The sequence below is a fragment of the Amycolatopsis sp. PSD-21 genome (assembly GCF_055561455.1).
Genome location: NZ_CM145712.1, coordinates 1,105,396 through 1,121,563, shown reverse-complemented (window position 1 = coordinate 1,121,563; position 16,168 = coordinate 1,105,396). Strand labels below are relative to the sequence as shown.

Annotated in this window: 13 protein-coding genes; 8 read left to right on the top strand and 5 right to left on the bottom strand. The window is 69.1% G+C overall.

What is annotated here, in order from left to right; genetic code table 11:
* Positions 1-37: 37 nt before the first annotated feature.
* Positions 38-712, top strand: coding sequence for a lysophospholipid acyltransferase family protein (locus ACZ1DY_RS05815; RefSeq protein ID WP_037332183.1), 675 nt, complete (start codon positions 38-40; stop codon positions 710-712).
* A 452-nt stretch (positions 713-1,164) separates the two neighbouring features.
* Here ACZ1DY_RS05815 and ACZ1DY_RS05810 read toward each other — a convergent pair whose 3' ends face one another.
* The 3 genes from ACZ1DY_RS05810 to ACZ1DY_RS05800 all read right to left on the bottom strand — a co-directional run bounded on the left by ACZ1DY_RS05810 (position 1,165) and on the right by ACZ1DY_RS05800 (position 4,503).
* The gene (locus tag ACZ1DY_RS05810; protein ID WP_126736402.1) at positions 1,165-1,743 is read right to left on the bottom strand and encodes an LOG family protein; all 579 of its coding nucleotides are present in this window, start codon (positions 1,741-1,743) and stop codon (positions 1,165-1,167) included.
* Positions 1,743-2,528, bottom strand: coding sequence for an LOG family protein (locus tag ACZ1DY_RS05805; protein WP_126736377.1), 786 nt, complete (start codon positions 2,526-2,528; stop codon positions 1,743-1,745). Before ACZ1DY_RS05805 ends, ACZ1DY_RS05810 begins: the two co-directional genes overlap by 1 nt.
* Positions 2,529-2,640: 112 nt before the next feature.
* Positions 2,641-4,503 (bottom strand): glycoside hydrolase family 9 protein, encoded by a 1,863-nt coding sequence (locus ACZ1DY_RS05800; protein WP_465483800.1) that lies wholly within the window; start codon positions 4,501-4,503, stop codon positions 2,641-2,643.
* Between the two features lie 191 nt (positions 4,504-4,694).
* Here ACZ1DY_RS05800 and ACZ1DY_RS05795 point away from each other — a divergent pair, with 191 nt between their 5' ends.
* The 4 genes from ACZ1DY_RS05795 (at position 4,695) to ACZ1DY_RS05780 (ending at position 11,481) form a co-directional block, all read left to right on the top strand.
* On the top strand, positions 4,695-5,999 hold the full coding sequence (locus ACZ1DY_RS05795; RefSeq protein WP_465483799.1) for a helix-turn-helix domain-containing protein: 1,305 nt from the start codon (positions 4,695-4,697) through the stop codon (positions 5,997-5,999).
* Positions 6,000-6,276: 277 nt separating this feature from the next.
* On the top strand, positions 6,277-8,544 hold the full coding sequence (locus tag ACZ1DY_RS05790; RefSeq protein ID WP_465483798.1) for a M4 family metallopeptidase: 2,268 nt from the start codon (positions 6,277-6,279) through the stop codon (positions 8,542-8,544).
* An 88-nt stretch (positions 8,545-8,632) separates the two neighbouring features.
* Positions 8,633-10,222: a M28 family peptidase gene (locus ACZ1DY_RS05785; protein ID WP_465483797.1), complete on the top strand. Its 1,590-nt coding sequence runs from the start codon at positions 8,633-8,635 to the stop codon at positions 10,220-10,222.
* A gap of 203 nt (positions 10,223-10,425) precedes the next feature.
* Entirely contained in the window at positions 10,426-11,481 is a 1,056-nt protein-coding gene (locus tag ACZ1DY_RS05780; RefSeq protein ID WP_465483796.1) for a chitinase, read from the top strand.
* 157 nt (positions 11,482-11,638) lie between these two features.
* Here the strand turns inward: ACZ1DY_RS05780 and ACZ1DY_RS05775 are convergent, their stop codons facing one another.
* Positions 11,639-12,397 (bottom strand): DUF3152 domain-containing protein, encoded by a 759-nt coding sequence (locus ACZ1DY_RS05775; protein WP_465483795.1) that lies wholly within the window; start codon positions 12,395-12,397, stop codon positions 11,639-11,641.
* Positions 12,398-12,508: 111 nt separating this feature from the next.
* Between ACZ1DY_RS05775 and ACZ1DY_RS05770 the strand changes: the two genes are divergently transcribed.
* Positions 12,509-13,762: a helix-turn-helix domain-containing protein gene (locus tag ACZ1DY_RS05770; protein ID WP_465483794.1), complete on the top strand. Its 1,254-nt coding sequence runs from the start codon at positions 12,509-12,511 to the stop codon at positions 13,760-13,762.
* Entirely contained in the window at positions 13,759-14,646 is an 888-nt protein-coding gene (locus ACZ1DY_RS05765; protein WP_465483793.1) for an aminoglycoside phosphotransferase family protein, read from the top strand. The genes ACZ1DY_RS05770 and ACZ1DY_RS05765 overlap by 4 nt, the downstream gene beginning before the upstream one ends.
* On the opposite strand, the gene dapE is transcribed toward ACZ1DY_RS05765, so the two are convergent.
* A complete protein-coding gene (gene dapE / locus ACZ1DY_RS05760) occupies positions 14,639-15,712 on the bottom strand; it encodes a succinyl-diaminopimelate desuccinylase (protein WP_465483792.1) in 1,074 nt (357 codons plus the stop codon). The two genes, ACZ1DY_RS05765 and dapE, sit on opposite strands and share 8 nt — an antisense overlap.
* A gap of 48 nt (positions 15,713-15,760) precedes the next feature.
* Between dapE and ACZ1DY_RS05755 the strand changes: the two genes are divergently transcribed.
* Positions 15,761-16,150 carry a hypothetical protein gene (locus ACZ1DY_RS05755; RefSeq protein WP_257489069.1) on the top strand — a complete coding sequence of 130 codons (390 nt, stop codon included), beginning with the start codon at positions 15,761-15,763 and terminating at the stop codon, positions 16,148-16,150.
* The last annotated feature ends 18 nt before the right edge of the window (positions 16,151-16,168 follow it).

Sequence of the window (16,168 nt, the reverse complement as noted above, 5' to 3'; positions counted from 1 at the left end):
CCATGCTGGAGTCCGACACCCTGTCGATGGAGGAACCTTGCTACCGCTACTCGTCCGATTCGTGCTCGGACCGCTGGTCAGAGCGCTGTACCGCCCCGAGATCCGCGGCGTGGAGAACATCCCCGCCACCGGGCCGGTGCTGCTGGCACCCAACCATCGGGCGGCGCTGGACACCGGCGTGATCACTTTCACGGCGATGCGGCAGGTCAAGTTCCTCGGCAAGGCGGAGTACTTCACCGGCCGCGGGCTCAAGGGCAAACTGATGGCCGGTTTCCTGGGCGGCCTCGGCTACGTCCCGGTCGAACGCGGCAACGCGCAGGCCGGTCTCGCCGCGCTGGAAGCGGCGCGGAAGGTGCTCGACGCGGGCGGCGCTTTCGCGATCTACCCCGAGGGCACCCGATCGCTGGACGGGCGGCTGCATCGTGGGCACACCGGTGTCGCGGCCCTGGCACTGGCGACCGGCGCGAAGGTCGTGCCCGTCGCGCTTACCGGGACCGAGAACCTGCAGCCCGCCGGGAAGCGGATCCCGCGGCGGGCGAAGATCACCGTCACCTACGGTGCGCCGCTGGACTTCTCGCGGTACGAGGGGCAGGACTCGTCGCCGGCCATCCGGCGCTCGGTGACCGACGAGATCATGTACGCGATCCTGGAGCTTTCAGGGCAGGAGTACGTCGACTCGTACCACAAACGGCCTGATCAGAGCGCTGCCTGACGGTTCTTGCGGGGCCGGGGTGGTAGCAAAGGTCCCTTGCTCCCCCGCGGCTCGCACCAAGGGACTCTTCGCGCATTCCGGTGCAGCTGGGCCAGGGGAAGTGCCGTGAAGGCCTCCTTCCCTACCCTCAAGGTAGTGAAGGAGGCCTTCACGGACCTGGGTCCGTCAAGGGGCCCTTCACGGACTTCGACGGTCACCTCACGGAGCCCAGGTGCCCCAATGACCCCACTCGTCACGAGCAGCGCGCGTGAAGGCCCCCTTCCCTCGGCTGAGCCGAAGAAACTCGCCCTTCGCGGCGCCCCAAGTACATGAAGGCCCCCTTCACGGCGCTAGGCGCAATGAAGGGGGCCTTCATGTACCGAGGGCAGCCAGGCAAACACGGCAACAGCGCGTGAAGGCCCCCTTCCCGCGGCTGAGCCGGGGGAAGGGGGCCTTCACGCGCTACCCAAGCCCTACTTGGCCCACTTAGGCCGAGGCGGCGGCACGTAGTCCGCGAAGCCGTCCAGAAGCACCGAAGCGTCCGAGTCGATCGAGAGCATGTCCCGGTACCCCGCCGACAGGAAGCCCTCCGACACCATGTGGTCGGCGAACTTCAGCAGCGGCGCGTAGTACCCGCCGACGTCGACCAACCCGATCGGCTTCTCGTGCAGCCCGAGCTGCGCCCACGTCCAGACCTCGAACAGCTCCTCCAGCGTCCCCGCGCCGCCGGGCAGCGCGAGGAACCCGTCGGACAGCGCGGCCATCTTCGCCTTCCGCTGGTGCATGTCGGCGACGACGTGCAGTTCGGTCAGGCCGGCGTGCGCGATCTCGACGGAGCCCAGTGCCTCGGGGATCACGCCGATCACCTCGCCGCCCGCGGCCAGCGCCGCGTCCGCGACGACGCCCATGGTCCCGACCGAAGCCCCGCCGTAGACCAGCCCGATGCCCCGCGACGCCAGCAACGTCCCCAGGGCACGAGCCTCCTCGGCATACCGCGGGTCGAAGCCCATCGAGGAACCGCAGAAGACGCAGACCCGGCGCGGCGCCGCCATCAGTGGGTGTCCTCCCATGCCTGGTACGACTCCTGGACGACGCGCACGGCGTCGTCGATGTCGTCGGTGACGTGCAGCAGGTCGAGGTCCTTCTCGCCGATCTTGCCCTCGGCGAGCAGCGTCTTGGCGATCCAGTCGTACAGCCCACCCCAGTAGTCGCTGCCGAACAGCACGACCGGGAACTTCGTGACCTTCTTCGTCTGCACCAGGGTGAGCGCCTCGAACAGCTCGTCGAGCGTGCCGAAGCCACCGGGCAGGCAGATGAACGCCTGCGAGTACTTGATGAACATGGTCTTGCGCGCGAAGAAGTACCGGAAGTTGACGCCGAGGTCGACCCACGGGTTCAGGCCCTGCTCGAACGGCAGCTCGATGCCGAGGCCGACCGAGAACCCGCCGGCCTCGTTGGCGCCGCGGTTCACCGCTTCCATCGCGCCGGGGCCGCCGCCGGTCATCACCGCGAAGCCCGCGTTCGCGAGCGCGCCGCCGATCTTGCGGCCGAGTTCGTACTCCGGGTGGTCCCGCTTGGTCCGCGCCGAACCGAACACCGTCACCGCGCGCGGTACCTCGGCGAGCGCGCCGAATCCCTCGACGAACTCCGCCTGGATCCGCAGCACGCGCCACGGGTCGGTGTGCACCCAGTCGCTCGGGCCCCGCGAGTCCAGCAGGCGCTGGTCGGTGGTGCTGCCCTGGTCACGGCGATCCCGCCGCAGCACGACCGGGCCCTTGTGGCGCTCGATCGGACGTTCCGGGTACTGGCCGTCGGGGAACTCGCTTGTCTCACTCACCCCGCCAAGCCTACGACGTCGTCACCGTCCGGAGCGGCGGCATCGCCGCGAACAGGAGTTGTCGGATACGCGAACGCGGGGCCCGCCGTCGAGCGGGCCCCGCGATCACGCCTCAGGAACGGCCGGTCAGCGCGAACGCGAGCATGGCCGTCGAGGTGAAGTCGATGGCGGGCTCGTTGCTCGGCCACGACGCGAGGTCGTCGGCGTAGCGGGACTCGGGGGTGTCGAACGCTTCGAAGGGCTTCCTGCAGTCCTTCGATCCGGGCGGGAGCTCCATGTGCTCGAAGTTCTCCGCCCCGTTGGGGCCGTTCACGACGGCGCCGTAGAGCAGCTTCTCCTCGCCGGCGAGGTTCGCCGCCTGGTGGTGCGGGCACCGCGGATACGTGGTGCCGACACCGACGACCAGCGAGATTCCCCAGGCGTTCGAGCCGAGGGTGAAGTTCCGCTGCTGCGAGCCGAACGCCGCGTACCGCCGGTCACCGGTCAGGTCCGCGTACAGCCGCTCGGTCGCGGCGAATCCGAAGCTCTTGCTGGCCGCGTCGAATTCCTTCACCGAGACGGCGGTCCGGAAAGGACTCTGAGCCGCGCTCGCGACACCTTCGTCCAGCTGACGCCGCAGATCGCCGATCAGTTCCTTCGGGCCGAGCGCCGCGCCCGGGACACCGTGCCGCAGGAGCTTCGCCAGTTCGGCGTGCGCCAGCGCGCTGGTGTCGTACAGGTTGAGCGTGCTCTTCTCCTCGACGTCGATGTAGGCCTTCGCCCAGTGCGCCGCCTGCCGCGTCCAGTCGGCGGCCCGCGGGTCCCGCAGGGCCTTGGCCGCCAGGGCCAGCTGCGTCGCGCCCAGTTCCATGTCGTCTCGCCAGGACGACTCCGGGTAGTACGCGTGCGGGAACGCGGTGACCAGTTCGCCGACGTTCTCGGTCTTGGCCTGCGCGAAGACCGACGAGGCTTCGGCGAGGTATTCCCTTGCCAGCGCGGGGTTCCGCTTCGCCTCGACCTGGGCGCCGAGCGCGAAGGCGGCGGCCACCCGGCCGGCGAGGTTCGGGCTGAGCCCCGATCCGCCGGGGTTCGCGGGGAAGACCGGCCGGTGCTTCACGAAATACTTGGGGTCACCCGGCTTCACGTCGAGCGGGTCGTCGTCGTGCGGGTTCCGCCAGACGTCGTGGTCGCCGAGGAAGCCGAACTTGTCGCTGCCCGTGCCGATCCCGACCTGGGCGTAGAGCGTCTTGCTCTTCTCGTCCCACATCTTGTCGAGCCAGTCGAGGCCGAGCTTGACCTCCGCGGCCAGCGCCCGGTCGTAGTCCTCGCGAAGCACGTAACCCAGCTCGGCCAGCGAGTACGCCGTGTTCGACGTGAACTTGACGAAGTCGCCCGCGTCGACCCAGCCGCCCTCGACGTCGATCGGCCCGCCCGCCGGCTTCAGCGGTTCGGTGATCTCGTCGCCGAATTCGCCGCCGAACGCGGGCCATTCGTAGACCGTGGCCTGTTTGTCGGCCAGGTGCGAGGGTTTGCGGTCGAGACGGCCCGGGATGATGTCGTCGCCGTCGCGCTGTGCCTGGAAGAACTCGTTGGTGGCCCGGACGAGCGGCGTGAAGAGCCGGTCCTTGGTGTCCACCCGGAACGTCGGCGACGTCGCCTTGGTCTCGCCGGTGACCTCGATCCGGTACTTGCCCGGCAGCCAGACCTTCGACAGGTCGAGCTGGTACACCGCCGGGTACTTCGCGTTCCACGCGCCGAGCGACTGCCCGGTCCGTCCACGATGGACGGTCCGGCCACGTTCGTCGACCACCGAGAACGAACCCGGCGCGCTGGAGAGGAGATAGGCGTGCTTGGTCTCGGTGATGCCGTAGCCGACCTGGTCGACCCGGACCTCACCCTGCACCGCCGCCGCGGCCGAAACCGCCGGAACCGTCAAACCCCCGAGGACCAGTGCCGAAACCGCGGCCACCGTCCGGGACCAGGAACTCACCATCATCGGCGCCCCGCTCACATTTAGTTAAGAAAGTTTCCTTTTTATTGCGCACGACGCTAGCTCGCCGAGCGCCACCAGTCAATATGTCCGTTTCGCCGGTCGGAAGTCACCGGATCCGGCCGTTGTTGGCGGATATCCGTCCGGCTCGGCCCGATGCCCGGCGGGAAATCGTCTACCGTGGATCGGTGCCGTCCATGGCTGAACCACTCGGCGCGCGGATCCGGCGGTTGCGCCGGGCACGCGGGCTGACTCAGCGTGAGCTCGCCGAGCCGCGCTACGACCGCGGTTTCCTCGCCAAGGTCGAGTCCGGCCGCCGCCTGCCCTCGGACGACGTGCTCTCCCACCTCGCGCGACGGCTCGGCCTCACCGCGGACGAACTCCGCTTCGACCGGCCACCCGGCGCCGCCCAAGAACTCGGCGACGCGCTCGAGGCCGCGTATCGCGAGTTACAGAAGGGCGGGCTCGAAGCCGCCGAGCGCGAGTTCGCCCGGGTGGAACGCCGAGCGGCGGAGTACCGGCTGCCGGACATCCAATGTCACGCGCGTTTCCATCTCGGCGAAGTCCACTGGCAGCGCTATGACATCCCGTTGGCGGACAAGAGATTCGCGCACGCCATGGAACTCGCCGATGCCGCGTCGCCCCGCCTGCGCGCGATGATCGTCAACCGCGTCGCCGCCTGCCGCGCGCTTTCGGGTGACCTGGGCGCGTCGGTCGCGCTCGTGGAGAACGCGCTCGCCGATCTCCGCGCCACCGGCGCGAGCGATCCCGATGCCGAACTGGCGCTGGTGACCGCGTTGATCCACCCGCTGATCGAAATGGGCGCACTCCGCCGAGCCCGCCGGGCCGCCGAGGAAGGCCGCCGCGTCCTCCCTTCCGCCCGTCATGCGGACATCGCCGCGCGCTATCACCGGCAGGCCGCGCAACTGTGGCAGGAGATCGGCCTGGCCGACCGCGCGGAGAAGGATCTTTCGCGGGCACTGCGCCTGTTCACCTCACTCGGTTACGACCGCGACGCCGCCCGATGTCGCTGGGCGCGCGGCTTCCTGTGGCGACGGCTGGGCAAACTCGACGAGGCGCACGCCGAACTGCGGCTCGCCCGCGACCTCCTGGCCAAGGCCGGTTCACGCGAGGGCGTACTCGGCGCGACCATCGAACTCGCCGATGTCCGTCGCCGCCAAGGGAAACTCGACGAGGCGGCCGAACTCGCCGAAGGGATCCGCCCGCTTCTGGATCGATCCCCCGACATCGAGGCGAGGACCGAGGTTCTCCGGCTACTGGGACTCATCGCCCGCGCGCGCGGCGACCTGCCCGAGGCCACCGCGCTCCTCGAAGAAGCCGCCACCGCACAGGAAAAGTCCGAACTGCGCGGCGCGCTGGTCGCCACCTCACTGCATTTGGGCGACACGTTGCGCGCCCGCGGATTAATCGAAAAAGCCGCGGAGGCCTATCGCCGCGGCGTGCGCGCGGCCGCTATGTCCGATTTCGGGCCGACCGGCTGAAAACCATACGAAAGTCGCCATATATCGCACATGGCGCGAAAAACTCTTACTACACAGGCATTTCATTCCCCGCATGTGGATCTTCGCCCGCGTCGCTAGGCCATCCGGCCCATTGACGCACCTCGTGACCGGCTCCTTTACTCGGACGTGTCCATCGGGATAACTCCAGTTATCCGAATGGGCACGCTCCCCGTCCCCGCCGTGCGCCCGCCAGGTCGAATTCCCCGCCGCGCCTGAAGGCCGGACGGGTACACGGTCCTGCCCATGGAAGGTTCACATGACCGTTCAGCGAGGGCTCAGAACAGGGTTGGCGGCCGTCGCCGGCCTTGCCCTGAGCATGACGTTCCCGGTGACCCCGGCGAACGCGACCACCGCCACCGTCCAGCCCGCGAGCCCCGACGCCGTGGCCGCGAGCGCGGCCGACCGGGCCGCCGCGACTGGTGTAGACCAGCTGCGGAAGGGCGCGCAGGAAGACTTCCGCCGCGTCGGGCTGACCCCCGGTGGCGGAGGACTCTTCTACGCCGCCTACGAACGAACCTATCGTGGCCTGCCCGTCGTGGGCGGGGACGCGGTGGTGGTCGCCGACGGCGCCGGGCGCGTCCGCGGCACCAGCGCCGCGGAGACCGCGGCGATCTCGGTCGACACCAAAGCCAGGATCTCCGCGGCGAAGGCGACCGAGGTCGCACGCGGCCAGCTGTCCAAAGTAGACAGCGTGGTCGCGCCGAAGCTCGTCGTGCTGGCGGGGAACTCCCCCAAGCTCGCCTACGAGGTCGTCGTCGCCGGCACCAAGGCGGCGAACCCGAGTAACCTGCACGTCTTCGTGGACGGCGCGACCGGCGCGGTCCTCGAAACCCGTGACGACGTCAAGATGTCCAACTTCCCTGCCGCCGCACCGAAGGCGACGGCGAACGAAGTCGGCACGCTGGGCGCCGGGAACAGCTACTACGCCGGCAACGTCACCATCGACACGACGAACTCCGGCGGCACGTACACGATGCGCGACCCGCAGCGGACCAACATCAGCTGCGCCCGCCAGAACAGCTCGCCCTTCAGCGGCCCGGACGACAACTGGGGCAACGGCTCCGGCACCGACCTGGAAACCGCCTGCGTCGACGCGCTCTTCGGCGTGCAGACCGAGTGGAAGATGCTGGGCGAATGGCTCGGCCGCAACGGCATCAACGGCAACGGCGGCGGCTTCCCCGCCTACGTCGGCCTCAACCAGGCCAACGCCTACTGGAACGGTTCCTCGACCACCTACGGCCGCTCGTCGGACAGCCAGCGCCAGGCCACCCCGATGGACGTCGTCGCGCACGAATACGGCCACGCCATCTTCCAGACCACGCCGGGCGGCGCGGGCAGCGGCAACGAGAACGGCGGCCTCAACGAGTCCACCGGTGACATCTTCGGCGCCATCACCGAGCACTACGCCAACAACGCCAAGGACACCCCCGACTACGACGTCGGCGAGGGCGTGAACCTGGTCGGCCGCGGGCCGATCCGCTACATGAACCAGCCGAGCCGGATCTCCGGCAACCCCGACTGCTACTCGTCGTCCATCCCGAACACCGAGGTGCACGCCGCCGCCGGACCGCAGAACCACTGGTTCTACCTGCTGGCCGAGGGCACCGCGCCGGTCGGCAAGCCGGCCAGCCCGACCTGCAACAACACCTCGATCACCGGGATCGGCATCCAGAAGGCCGGGAAGATCTTCTACAACGGCCTGCTGAAGAAGACCTCCAGCTGGAACCACAAGGCGGCCCGCAAGGCCACCCTGGAAGCGGCGCTCGCGCTGTACCCGGGTTCCTGCACGGAGTTCAACACCACCAAGGCGGCGTGGGACGCCATCAGCGTCACCGCGGCGACCGGTGAGCCGACCTCGTGCACCCCGCAGGGCAACGACTTCTCGGTCGGCGTCACCCCGACGGCGGGCTCGGTCAAGCCGGGCGAGTCGGCCACGGTCACGGTGAACACCGCGACCACCAACGGCACGGCGCAGTCGGTTTCGCTCAGCGCGAGCGGCCTCCCCACCGGGGCGACCGCGACGTTCAACCCGGCTTCGGTGCAGTCCGGCGCCTCCTCGACGCTCACCATCGCGACGTCGGCGAGCACCCCTGACGGCACCAGCACCATCACGGTGACCGGCACCGGGGCCAGCGGCGCGCGCACCGCGCAGTACAAGCTGACCGTCGGCACCGGCGGTGACGTGCGCACCTACACCAACGACACCGACTACGCGCTGAACGACTACGGCACGGTGAACAGCCCGATCACCTCGACCGCCACCGGCAACGCGGTTTCGCCGGTGAAGGTGTCGGTCACCGGGACGCACACCTGCTCCGAGGACCTCCGCATCAGCCTGAAGGCCCCCGACGGCAGCACGTACTCGGTCAAGCCCACCGGTTCCCTGCCCTGCACCGATCTGGGCACCCGGAACTACTCGGTGAACGTGACCAACGAGGTCGCGGCGGGCACCTGGACCCTCGTGGTCTACGACGCCTACGCGCAGGACACCGGCACGCTCTCCAGCTGGTCCATCACCGTCTGATCCCCGTTCCGCGAAGGCCTCCTTCCCTACTTTCAGCGTAGGGAAGGAGGCCTTCACGGACCATCACCTCGGAAAGGAAGACCCCGGCATGAAGTGGGGAAAGCGAATAGGAGCGGCCATCGTCGGCATGGCCGCCGTACTGGGTGTCGTCACGGCGCCCGCGCAGGCGGTCACGGCCGCCGCCGCACCGGACATCTCGCTCGCCAACGTCAAGGCGCATTTGAGCGCGTTGCAGACCATCGCCAACCAGAACGGCGGCAACCGCGCCTCCGGCCGTCCGGGCTACCCGGCGTCGGTGTCCTATGTGGCGCAGAAGCTGCGCGACGCGGGCTACAACGTCACGCTCCAGACGTGCACGAGCTGCGCGGGTTCGAACCAGAACATCATCGCGGAATGGCCGCAGGGTGACGCCAGCCAGGTCATCATGCTCGGCGCGCACCTCGACAGCGTCAGCGCCGGCCCCGGTATCAACGACAACGGCTCGGGCTCGGCCTCGATCCTCGAAGTCGCGCTGACCCTGGCCCGCGAGAATCCCACGATGGCCAAGCGGGTCCGCTTCGGCTGGTGGGCCGACGAGGAGTCCGGCCTGCGCGGGTCCAGGTTCTACGTGAACAGCCTGCCGCAGACCGAGCGCACGAAGATCAAGACCTACCTGAACTTCGACATGATCGGCTCCGACAACTGGGGCTACTTCGTCTATGACGACGTCGCTTCGGTCAAGGCCGTGTTCGACGAGTACTTCCGCACGATCGGCATCCAGACCGAAGGCGACACCGAGGGCGACGGGCGTTCGGACCACGCTTCGTTCAAGAGCGCGGGCATCCCGGTCGGCGGTCTCGCGACCGGCGCCGGATACACGAAGAGCGCGGCACAGCAACAGAAATGGGGCGGCACCGCCGGGCGGCCGTTCGACAGCTGCTATCACCGCGCGTGCGACACGCTGTCGAACATCCCGGACACCCCGCTGGAGAAGAACAGCGACGCGATCGCGTACGCGCTGTGGAAGCTCGCCGTCGGCACGTCGACGGGTCCCGACTTCTCGCTCGGCCTCTCGCCGTCCTCCGGCACCGTCCAAGCGGGACAGTCGACCACCGTCACGGTCAACACGGCGACGACTTCCGGTGCGGCGCAAGCGGTTTCGCTGAGCGCGAGCGGCCTCCCCGCCGGGGCGACCGCCACGTTCAACCCCGCTTCGGTGCAGTCCGGCGGATCCTCGACGCTCACCATCGCGACGTCGGCGAGCACCCCCAACGGCACCAGCACGATCACGGTGACCGGTGACGGGACCTCGGTGGACCGCACCGCGCAGTACACGCTCACCGTCGGCGACGTCAGCGTGCGCACGTTCACCAACGGCACCGACTTCGCGCTGAACGACTACGCGACGGTCAACAGCCCGATCACCTCCAGCGCGACGGGCGCGGCGACCTCGCCGGTGAAGGTGTCGGTCACCGGGACGCACACCTGCTCCGAGGACCTCCGGATCAGCCTGAAGGCGCCGGACGGCAGCACGTACTCGGTCAAGCCGACCGGTTCCCTGCCCTGCACGGATCTCGGCACCAGGACGTACTCGGTGCCGGTGACCAACGAGGCCGCTTCCGGCACTTGGACGCTCGTGCTCTACGACGCCTACGCGCAGGACACCGGCACGCTCGACAGCTGGACCATCACCGTCTGACCATCCGAATGGCGAAGGCCATCCCACGAGGACACCCGGCCTCGTGGGATGGCCTTCGTGCGTGAGAGGGATTTTCGGACAACTCTTCGATATCTGGTCTAGACCACCCGATCGTCGGTAGCGTGGGCCGGGTACCGCGACCTATGTTGAGCCGAACGGCCGCTTCCTGTTCGTTCAAACCGCTTTCGAGATGGGAGCTGGGTATGTTCGGTCGCGTCTCACGGCTGCTCGCAATCACCGGCGCGGCGGTACTCGCCGTCACCACCCTCGTCGCACTGGGCTCGGCGCAGGCGTCACCCGACGCCGAGGTCTGCGCGGTCAAATCGAAGCCCGCGGGCAAGGTCCTGCAGGGCTACTGGGAGAACTGGGACGGCGCGTCGAACGGCGTCCATCCGCCGCTGGGCTGGATCCCGATCACCGACGCCCGCATCAAGGCCAACGGGTACAACGTGATCAACGCGGCCTTTCCGGTCATCCTGTCCGACGGAACGGCAAAATGGGAGGACGGGATGGACGCGACTGTGAAGGTCGCGACCCCGTCCGAAATGTGCGCCGCGAAGGACGCCGGTGCGACCATCCTGATGTCCATCGGCGGCGCCACCGCGGGGATCGACCTGAATTCGGCCACCGTGGCGGACAAATTCGTCGCGACCATCGTGCCGATCCTGAAGAAGTACAACTTCGACGGGATCGACATCGACATCGAAACCGGCCTCACCGGCAGCGGGAACATCACCACGCTTTCGGCTTCGCAGAAGAACCTCATCCGCATCATCGACGGCGTCCTCGCCGCGATGCCGCCGAACTTCGGGCTCACCATGGCGCCGGAGACCGCGTACGTCACCGGCGGCAGCGTCGTCTACGGCTCGATCTGGGGCGCGTACCTGCCGATCATCAAGAAGTACGCGGACAACGGCAGGCTGTGGTGGCTGAACATGCAGTACTACAACGGAAGCATGTACGGCTGCTCCGGCGATTCGTACCAGGCCGGGACCGTGCAGGGCTTCGTCGCGCAGACCAACTGCCTCGACAAGGGCCTGGTGATCCAGGGCCAGACGATCCGCGTCCCCTACGACAAGCAGGCCCCCGGCCTGCCCGCGCAGGCAGGCGCCGGCGGCGGCTACATGTCGCCGAGCCTGGTTTCCCAGGCGTACCGCAGCATTCCGGCCCTGAAGGGCCTGATGACCTGGTCGATCAACTGGGACGGCTCGCGGAACTGGACCTTCGGGCAGAACGTGAAGTCGCTGCAGGGCCGCTGATCCTCGTGCCGTCCGTCTGATCACGTGAGTTACGCCTTCAATCACGCGAGTCACGCCTTCGATCACGCGAGTCACGAGTTCCATCACGCGGGCTCGCCGTGCGGAACCGGCGAACTCGCGTGATCAGAGGCGTAACTCGCGTGATCGGGGGCGTAACTCACGATTCGCCGGTCGGGATCGGATCGTCGTACTCCCCCGAAGGACCCGAGTGCTGCTTCCCGTCGGGGTAGGGCCATGGGTTCGGGGCGCAGCCGTGCAGGCCGAGCGTCTGCTGCTGCATCACCGGCGCGAGCGCGCCCGGCACGGGGCATTTCTCGTGGCCGCGCCCGAGCCGGTGCCCGACCTCGTGCGTGACCATGTACTGCCGATAGACCGTCAGCGGCGCACCGTAACCGGGCACGCCGTTCGCCCAGCGCGCGACGTTGAGCACGACGTTGTTCCCGTTGCGGCACGAGGTGTAACCGTCGGGCCTGCCGCACAGCACGTCCCGGGTCCCCGGTGTGGCGAGGTGGATCGTGAAATCGGCCGGACCATCCGGGCCGACCCGCTGCAACCGCCATCGTCCGCCGGCGGTCCAGCCTCGCGGATCCGCCAAAGTGAGCTCGACAGTCTTGGTGAAGCCGTCGACGCTCACGCCCGCGATGTCGGCCTCGACGGCGAGGCGGTACCGCAGCAACCTCCCGGTCTGCCCGGCGACCGGACCTTCGCCGAGCGGGAACAGCCACCTCCCGGATCCCGTCCGCGGGAAGGTGATTTCGGCGGACGGCGGCGCCAGCACCGGCTTCGGCGCGGAGGACGACGTCGTCGTCGAGGGAACGACGACCGGTGTCACGACGGGAGGGGCGACCGCATGGGTTTCGCAGCCGGCCGCCACCAAGGCGCACACGGCGAGAGCCAGTGCCCGGCGCGCGGTCATCGGCCCTCCCGGAGATCTGCGGTCACATCCAGGAGTACGAGCAGGCGCCTGGAGAAGTTGTGGGACCGCGCGCGCAACCTTTCGGCGCGCCCGCCCGTATCGTTCTCGGTCATGGGCGAGGAGGTCGGCGGACGGCTACGGCGACTCCGCGCCGAACGCGGCCTCACCCAGCGTGAACTCGCCGAACCGCACTACACCGCCGCGTACGTGTCGTCCGTCGAGACGGGCGCGCGGACACCCTCCGGTGACGCGATCCGCCATTTCGCCGCGCGACTCGGCGTGGACACCGGCGAACTGCTCGGCGTGACGTCGCCCCGCGACGACGTCCGGCTCGATCTGGACATCGCGGCCGCCGCGGCGGACTTCCTGACAGGGAAGGGTTCGGCACCGAAGATGCGGCGGCTGGCCCGGCGGGCCGAGAAGATCGGCCGCGACCGCCAGGCCGGACTCGCCTGGCTGTGGCTCACGCGGTTCACCGACGGCGACGCCAGGGCGCGATCGGTGGCCGCCGCCGAAGCCGCGCTCGCCGGCGACATCCCGCCGTACCGCGAACTGGCCGCCGCGTTGCGGGCGAATGTCCTGATCGACCGGGGCGAGCCGCATCACGCGATGCACCTGCTCTGGACGGCGCTCGACGCGAGCCTCGACCGTCATCCGCATCCGGTGCTGCTCCTGACCCTGCACGCGTACCTCGCCGACGGGCAGCTCCGCCTCGGCGAGAACGCTCTGGCCGCGCATCACGCGGGAGAGGCACTTCGGCTCGCTCGCGGCGGCGAGGAGATCCTGGCCGAGCTCGCCGAGAACCAGCGACGGCTGGCCGAGTCCTATCTCGGCGACGGACGGCTAGCCGACGCCGTCGCCGCCGTGTCGGCGCTGCACGACCTGCTCCACGAACGCGCGCTGCGGCCCGTACTGGCGCGGTGTCTGTTCGCGCGGGCGCTGCACCGGCGTGCCGACGACCTCGAAGGCGCTCTCGCCGACCTTCGCGCGTCACGCGCGGCCGCGCCCGATCACGCGGTCACGCTGGAGCTCGCCGACGTCTGCCGCGAACTCGGTCGCCTCGACGACGCCGCCGCGCTACTGTCCGAAGCGACCGAAGCCATCCCCGAGAACTCGCCGCTGTCCGCTTCACTCACGTTCCAGCAGGGCTCGCTGGCCCTGGCCCGTGGAGACCTCGAAGCAGCCGAAGCAGGCTTCGCGCATGCCATCGACGTAGCCGCCCTCCACGACACTCGCGGCGTCCTGGCCGCTTCGATCGACAAAGCGGGAGAGCTCCTTCGCGATCAGGGGCGCTTCGAAGAGGCCGCGGACCTGCTGCGGCATGGACTGCTCCTTCTCGGAGCCGAGGAGGACGTTTCCCAGTGACCGAAGTGGACTTGGACGACATCAGTGCGCGTTTGGTGAACCGGTTCGGCGCCGACGCCGACGGATGGCTCGCCGGGGTCCCCGCCCTCGCCGCGCGGCTGGCCGCCCGATGGGACTTCGAGCTCGGCGAACTGTTCGAAAGCGGGGCTTCGTCCGTCGTCCTGCGCTGCCGTTGGTCCGACGGGACACCGGCGGTGCTCAAACTCAGCCCGGACGGCGGGCTGCTGACCAAGCAGCTCGAAATGCTGCGAGTGTTCGCGCCCTCGGGCCGGGTGCCCGCCGTCCTCGCCGCCGACCCGGACGCCGGCACGATGGTGCTGGAAGAGATCCGGCCGGGCACCCCGGCCGAGGATCTGCCGCCGTCGGCCCTGCCGGGACAGTGGGGAGGACTGCTCACCGCGCTGCATTCCGTCGCCCCGCCCGCGGACTGGCCGTGGAGCCTGCGCGGCCGGTTCGAGGAGTCCTTCGACCGGATCGGCAAGCGGATCGCCGAACCGGCCATCGCCGCCAGGATCGGCCCGGACACGTGGCGGCGGGCGATCGAGCGCTGCGAGAAGCTGCTGGACACACAGACTGGAGTCGTGTTGCTCCACGGCGATCTGCATCTCGGCAACGCCTTGGACGGCGGATCACGCGGGCTGATCGCGATCGATCCGAAGGCGTGCGTGGGTGATCCGTGCTTCGACGCCGTCGACTACGTGGTGAGCGGCGCCGGGCACGAAGGCGTCGAGGCTCGTTGCCGTTCGGTGGCGGACGCGTGCGGGCTCGACGAGGACAGGTTGTACGCCTGGAGCCGCGTGGTCGCCCCCATGTTCGCCATCTCGCATTTGACCTACGGCGGCCCGGAGCAGGCCCTCGGCGAATGGCTCGCCCTGGCTAGCTGAGGAATTCGCGCAGCACCGCGGCGACCTGCCGGATCTCGCCCGCACGCACGTTCTCCTGCCGGGTGTGCGCCAGCGTCGGGTCGCCGGGACCGAAGTTCACCGCCGGAATCCCGAGAGCCGCGAAGCGCGCGACGTCGGTCCAGCCCAGCTTCGCGACCGCCTTGCCCCCGGCCGCGGCGACCAGTTCGGCCGCGGCGGGAGCGCTCAACCCGGGCAGCGCACCAGGCGACAAGTCGACAATCTTGACGTCGTAACCCTCGAAGACCTCGCGAAGGTGCGCCTCGGCTTGTTCGGCGCTCCGGTCGGGCGCGAACCGGTGGTTGATCGTGAGCACGGCTTCGTCCGGGACGACGTTGCCCGCGACACCGCCGCCGATCTTCGTGGCCTGCAAGCCTTCGCGGTAGGTCAGACCGTCGATTTCGACCACGCGCGGCGTGTACTCGGCCAGCCTGCGCAGCGGTTCGGCGAGACCGTGGATCGCGTTGACGCCCATCCAGCCGCGCGCGGTGTGCGCCCGGACGCCGTCGATGCGGATCTCGATCCGCATCGTGCCCTGGCAGCCGCCCTCGATCCCGCCGTTCGACGGCTCACCGAGGATGGCGAGATCGGCTCGCAGCCACTCGGGCAGCTCGCGCTCGATGCGGCCGAGTCCGTTCTTCGTCGCTTCGATCTCTTCGCAGTCGTAGAACACGAAGGTGATGTCGTGCCTCGGCTCCCGGAGCGCGGCGGCGAGGTGCAGGAAGACGGCGTCGCCGCTCTTCATGTCGACGGTGCCGAGACCGTGCAGGATCTCGTCGTCACCGGTCCCCTCACGACGCACGGGCAGGTTCTCGTTGACCGGAACGGTGTCGAGATGCCCGGCCAGCAGCACCCGCGAGGGGCGGCCGAGGTTCGTGCGCGCGAGCACCGCGTCACCGTTGCGGATCACCTCGAGATGCGGCGCCTGCGCCTGGAGCGCGGCCTGCACGGTGTCCGCGATCACCTTCTCCTGCTCCGAGACGCTGAAGATGTCCACCAGCGCGGCGGTGAGGTCGACGGGATCGGCGTGCAAGTCGAGCGAAGGCATGCCCGCACCGTACCGCCGGGGGCCCGGGACTACCGTGAAGGAGTGCGCATGCGAACGATCTTGGTCGCCCTCCTCCTGGTGCTCAGCGGGTGCGGATCGAGCGAAGTCCCGGTGAAGGTCCGGCCGACCCAGAGCACCGGGCCGGACGTGCTGCCGATCAAGCTCAAGGCGCTGACCACCGATCAGTGCTATGTCGCGCCAGGGACCGAGTCTCCCAAGGGCTGTCAGAAGTACGTGACCGAGCTCTTCAGCGCCGCGGGCACCATCCGCAAACGCCGCCCGGACCTGGCGTCGCACGCCGACGCGCTGGAGCGCCCGATCGCCGCCTTCCGCACCGCGAACTGCCAGGACCAGGCGGCCCCCGGCGGCCCGTGCGGCCAAGCGCTCGGCGACATGGCGACGGCGCTGACCAGTGTGAAGAGCCTCGTCGACGGCTGAGGCCGGTCACTGGGTTAC

Excerpts from the sequence above, each read along its gene's own strand:
- ACZ1DY_RS05810 (WP_126736402.1), bottom strand. The coding sequence starts at position 1,743 with ATGGCGGCGCCGCGCCGGGTCTGCGTCTTCTGCGGTTCCTCGATGGGC.
- ACZ1DY_RS05800 (WP_465483800.1), bottom strand. The coding sequence starts at position 4,503 with ATGATGGTGAGTTCCTGGTCCCGGACGGTGGCCGCGGTTTCGGCACTG.
- ACZ1DY_RS05795 (WP_465483799.1), top strand. The coding sequence starts at position 4,695 with ATGGCTGAACCACTCGGCGCGCGGATCCGGCGGTTGCGCCGGGCACGC.
- ACZ1DY_RS05790 (WP_465483798.1), top strand. The coding sequence starts at position 6,277 with ATGACCGTTCAGCGAGGGCTCAGAACAGGGTTGGCGGCCGTCGCCGGC.
- ACZ1DY_RS05785 (WP_465483797.1), top strand. The coding sequence starts at position 8,633 with ATGAAGTGGGGAAAGCGAATAGGAGCGGCCATCGTCGGCATGGCCGCC.
- ACZ1DY_RS05780 (WP_465483796.1), top strand. The coding sequence starts at position 10,426 with ATGTTCGGTCGCGTCTCACGGCTGCTCGCAATCACCGGCGCGGCGGTA.
- ACZ1DY_RS05775 (WP_465483795.1), bottom strand. The coding sequence starts at position 12,397 with ATGACCGCGCGCCGGGCACTGGCTCTCGCCGTGTGCGCCTTGGTGGCG.
- ACZ1DY_RS05770 (WP_465483794.1), top strand. The coding sequence starts at position 12,509 with ATGGGCGAGGAGGTCGGCGGACGGCTACGGCGACTCCGCGCCGAACGC.
- dapE (WP_465483792.1), bottom strand. The coding sequence starts at position 15,712 with ATGCCTTCGCTCGACTTGCACGCCGATCCCGTCGACCTCACCGCCGCG.
- ACZ1DY_RS05755 (WP_257489069.1), top strand. The coding sequence starts at position 15,761 with ATGCGAACGATCTTGGTCGCCCTCCTCCTGGTGCTCAGCGGGTGCGGA.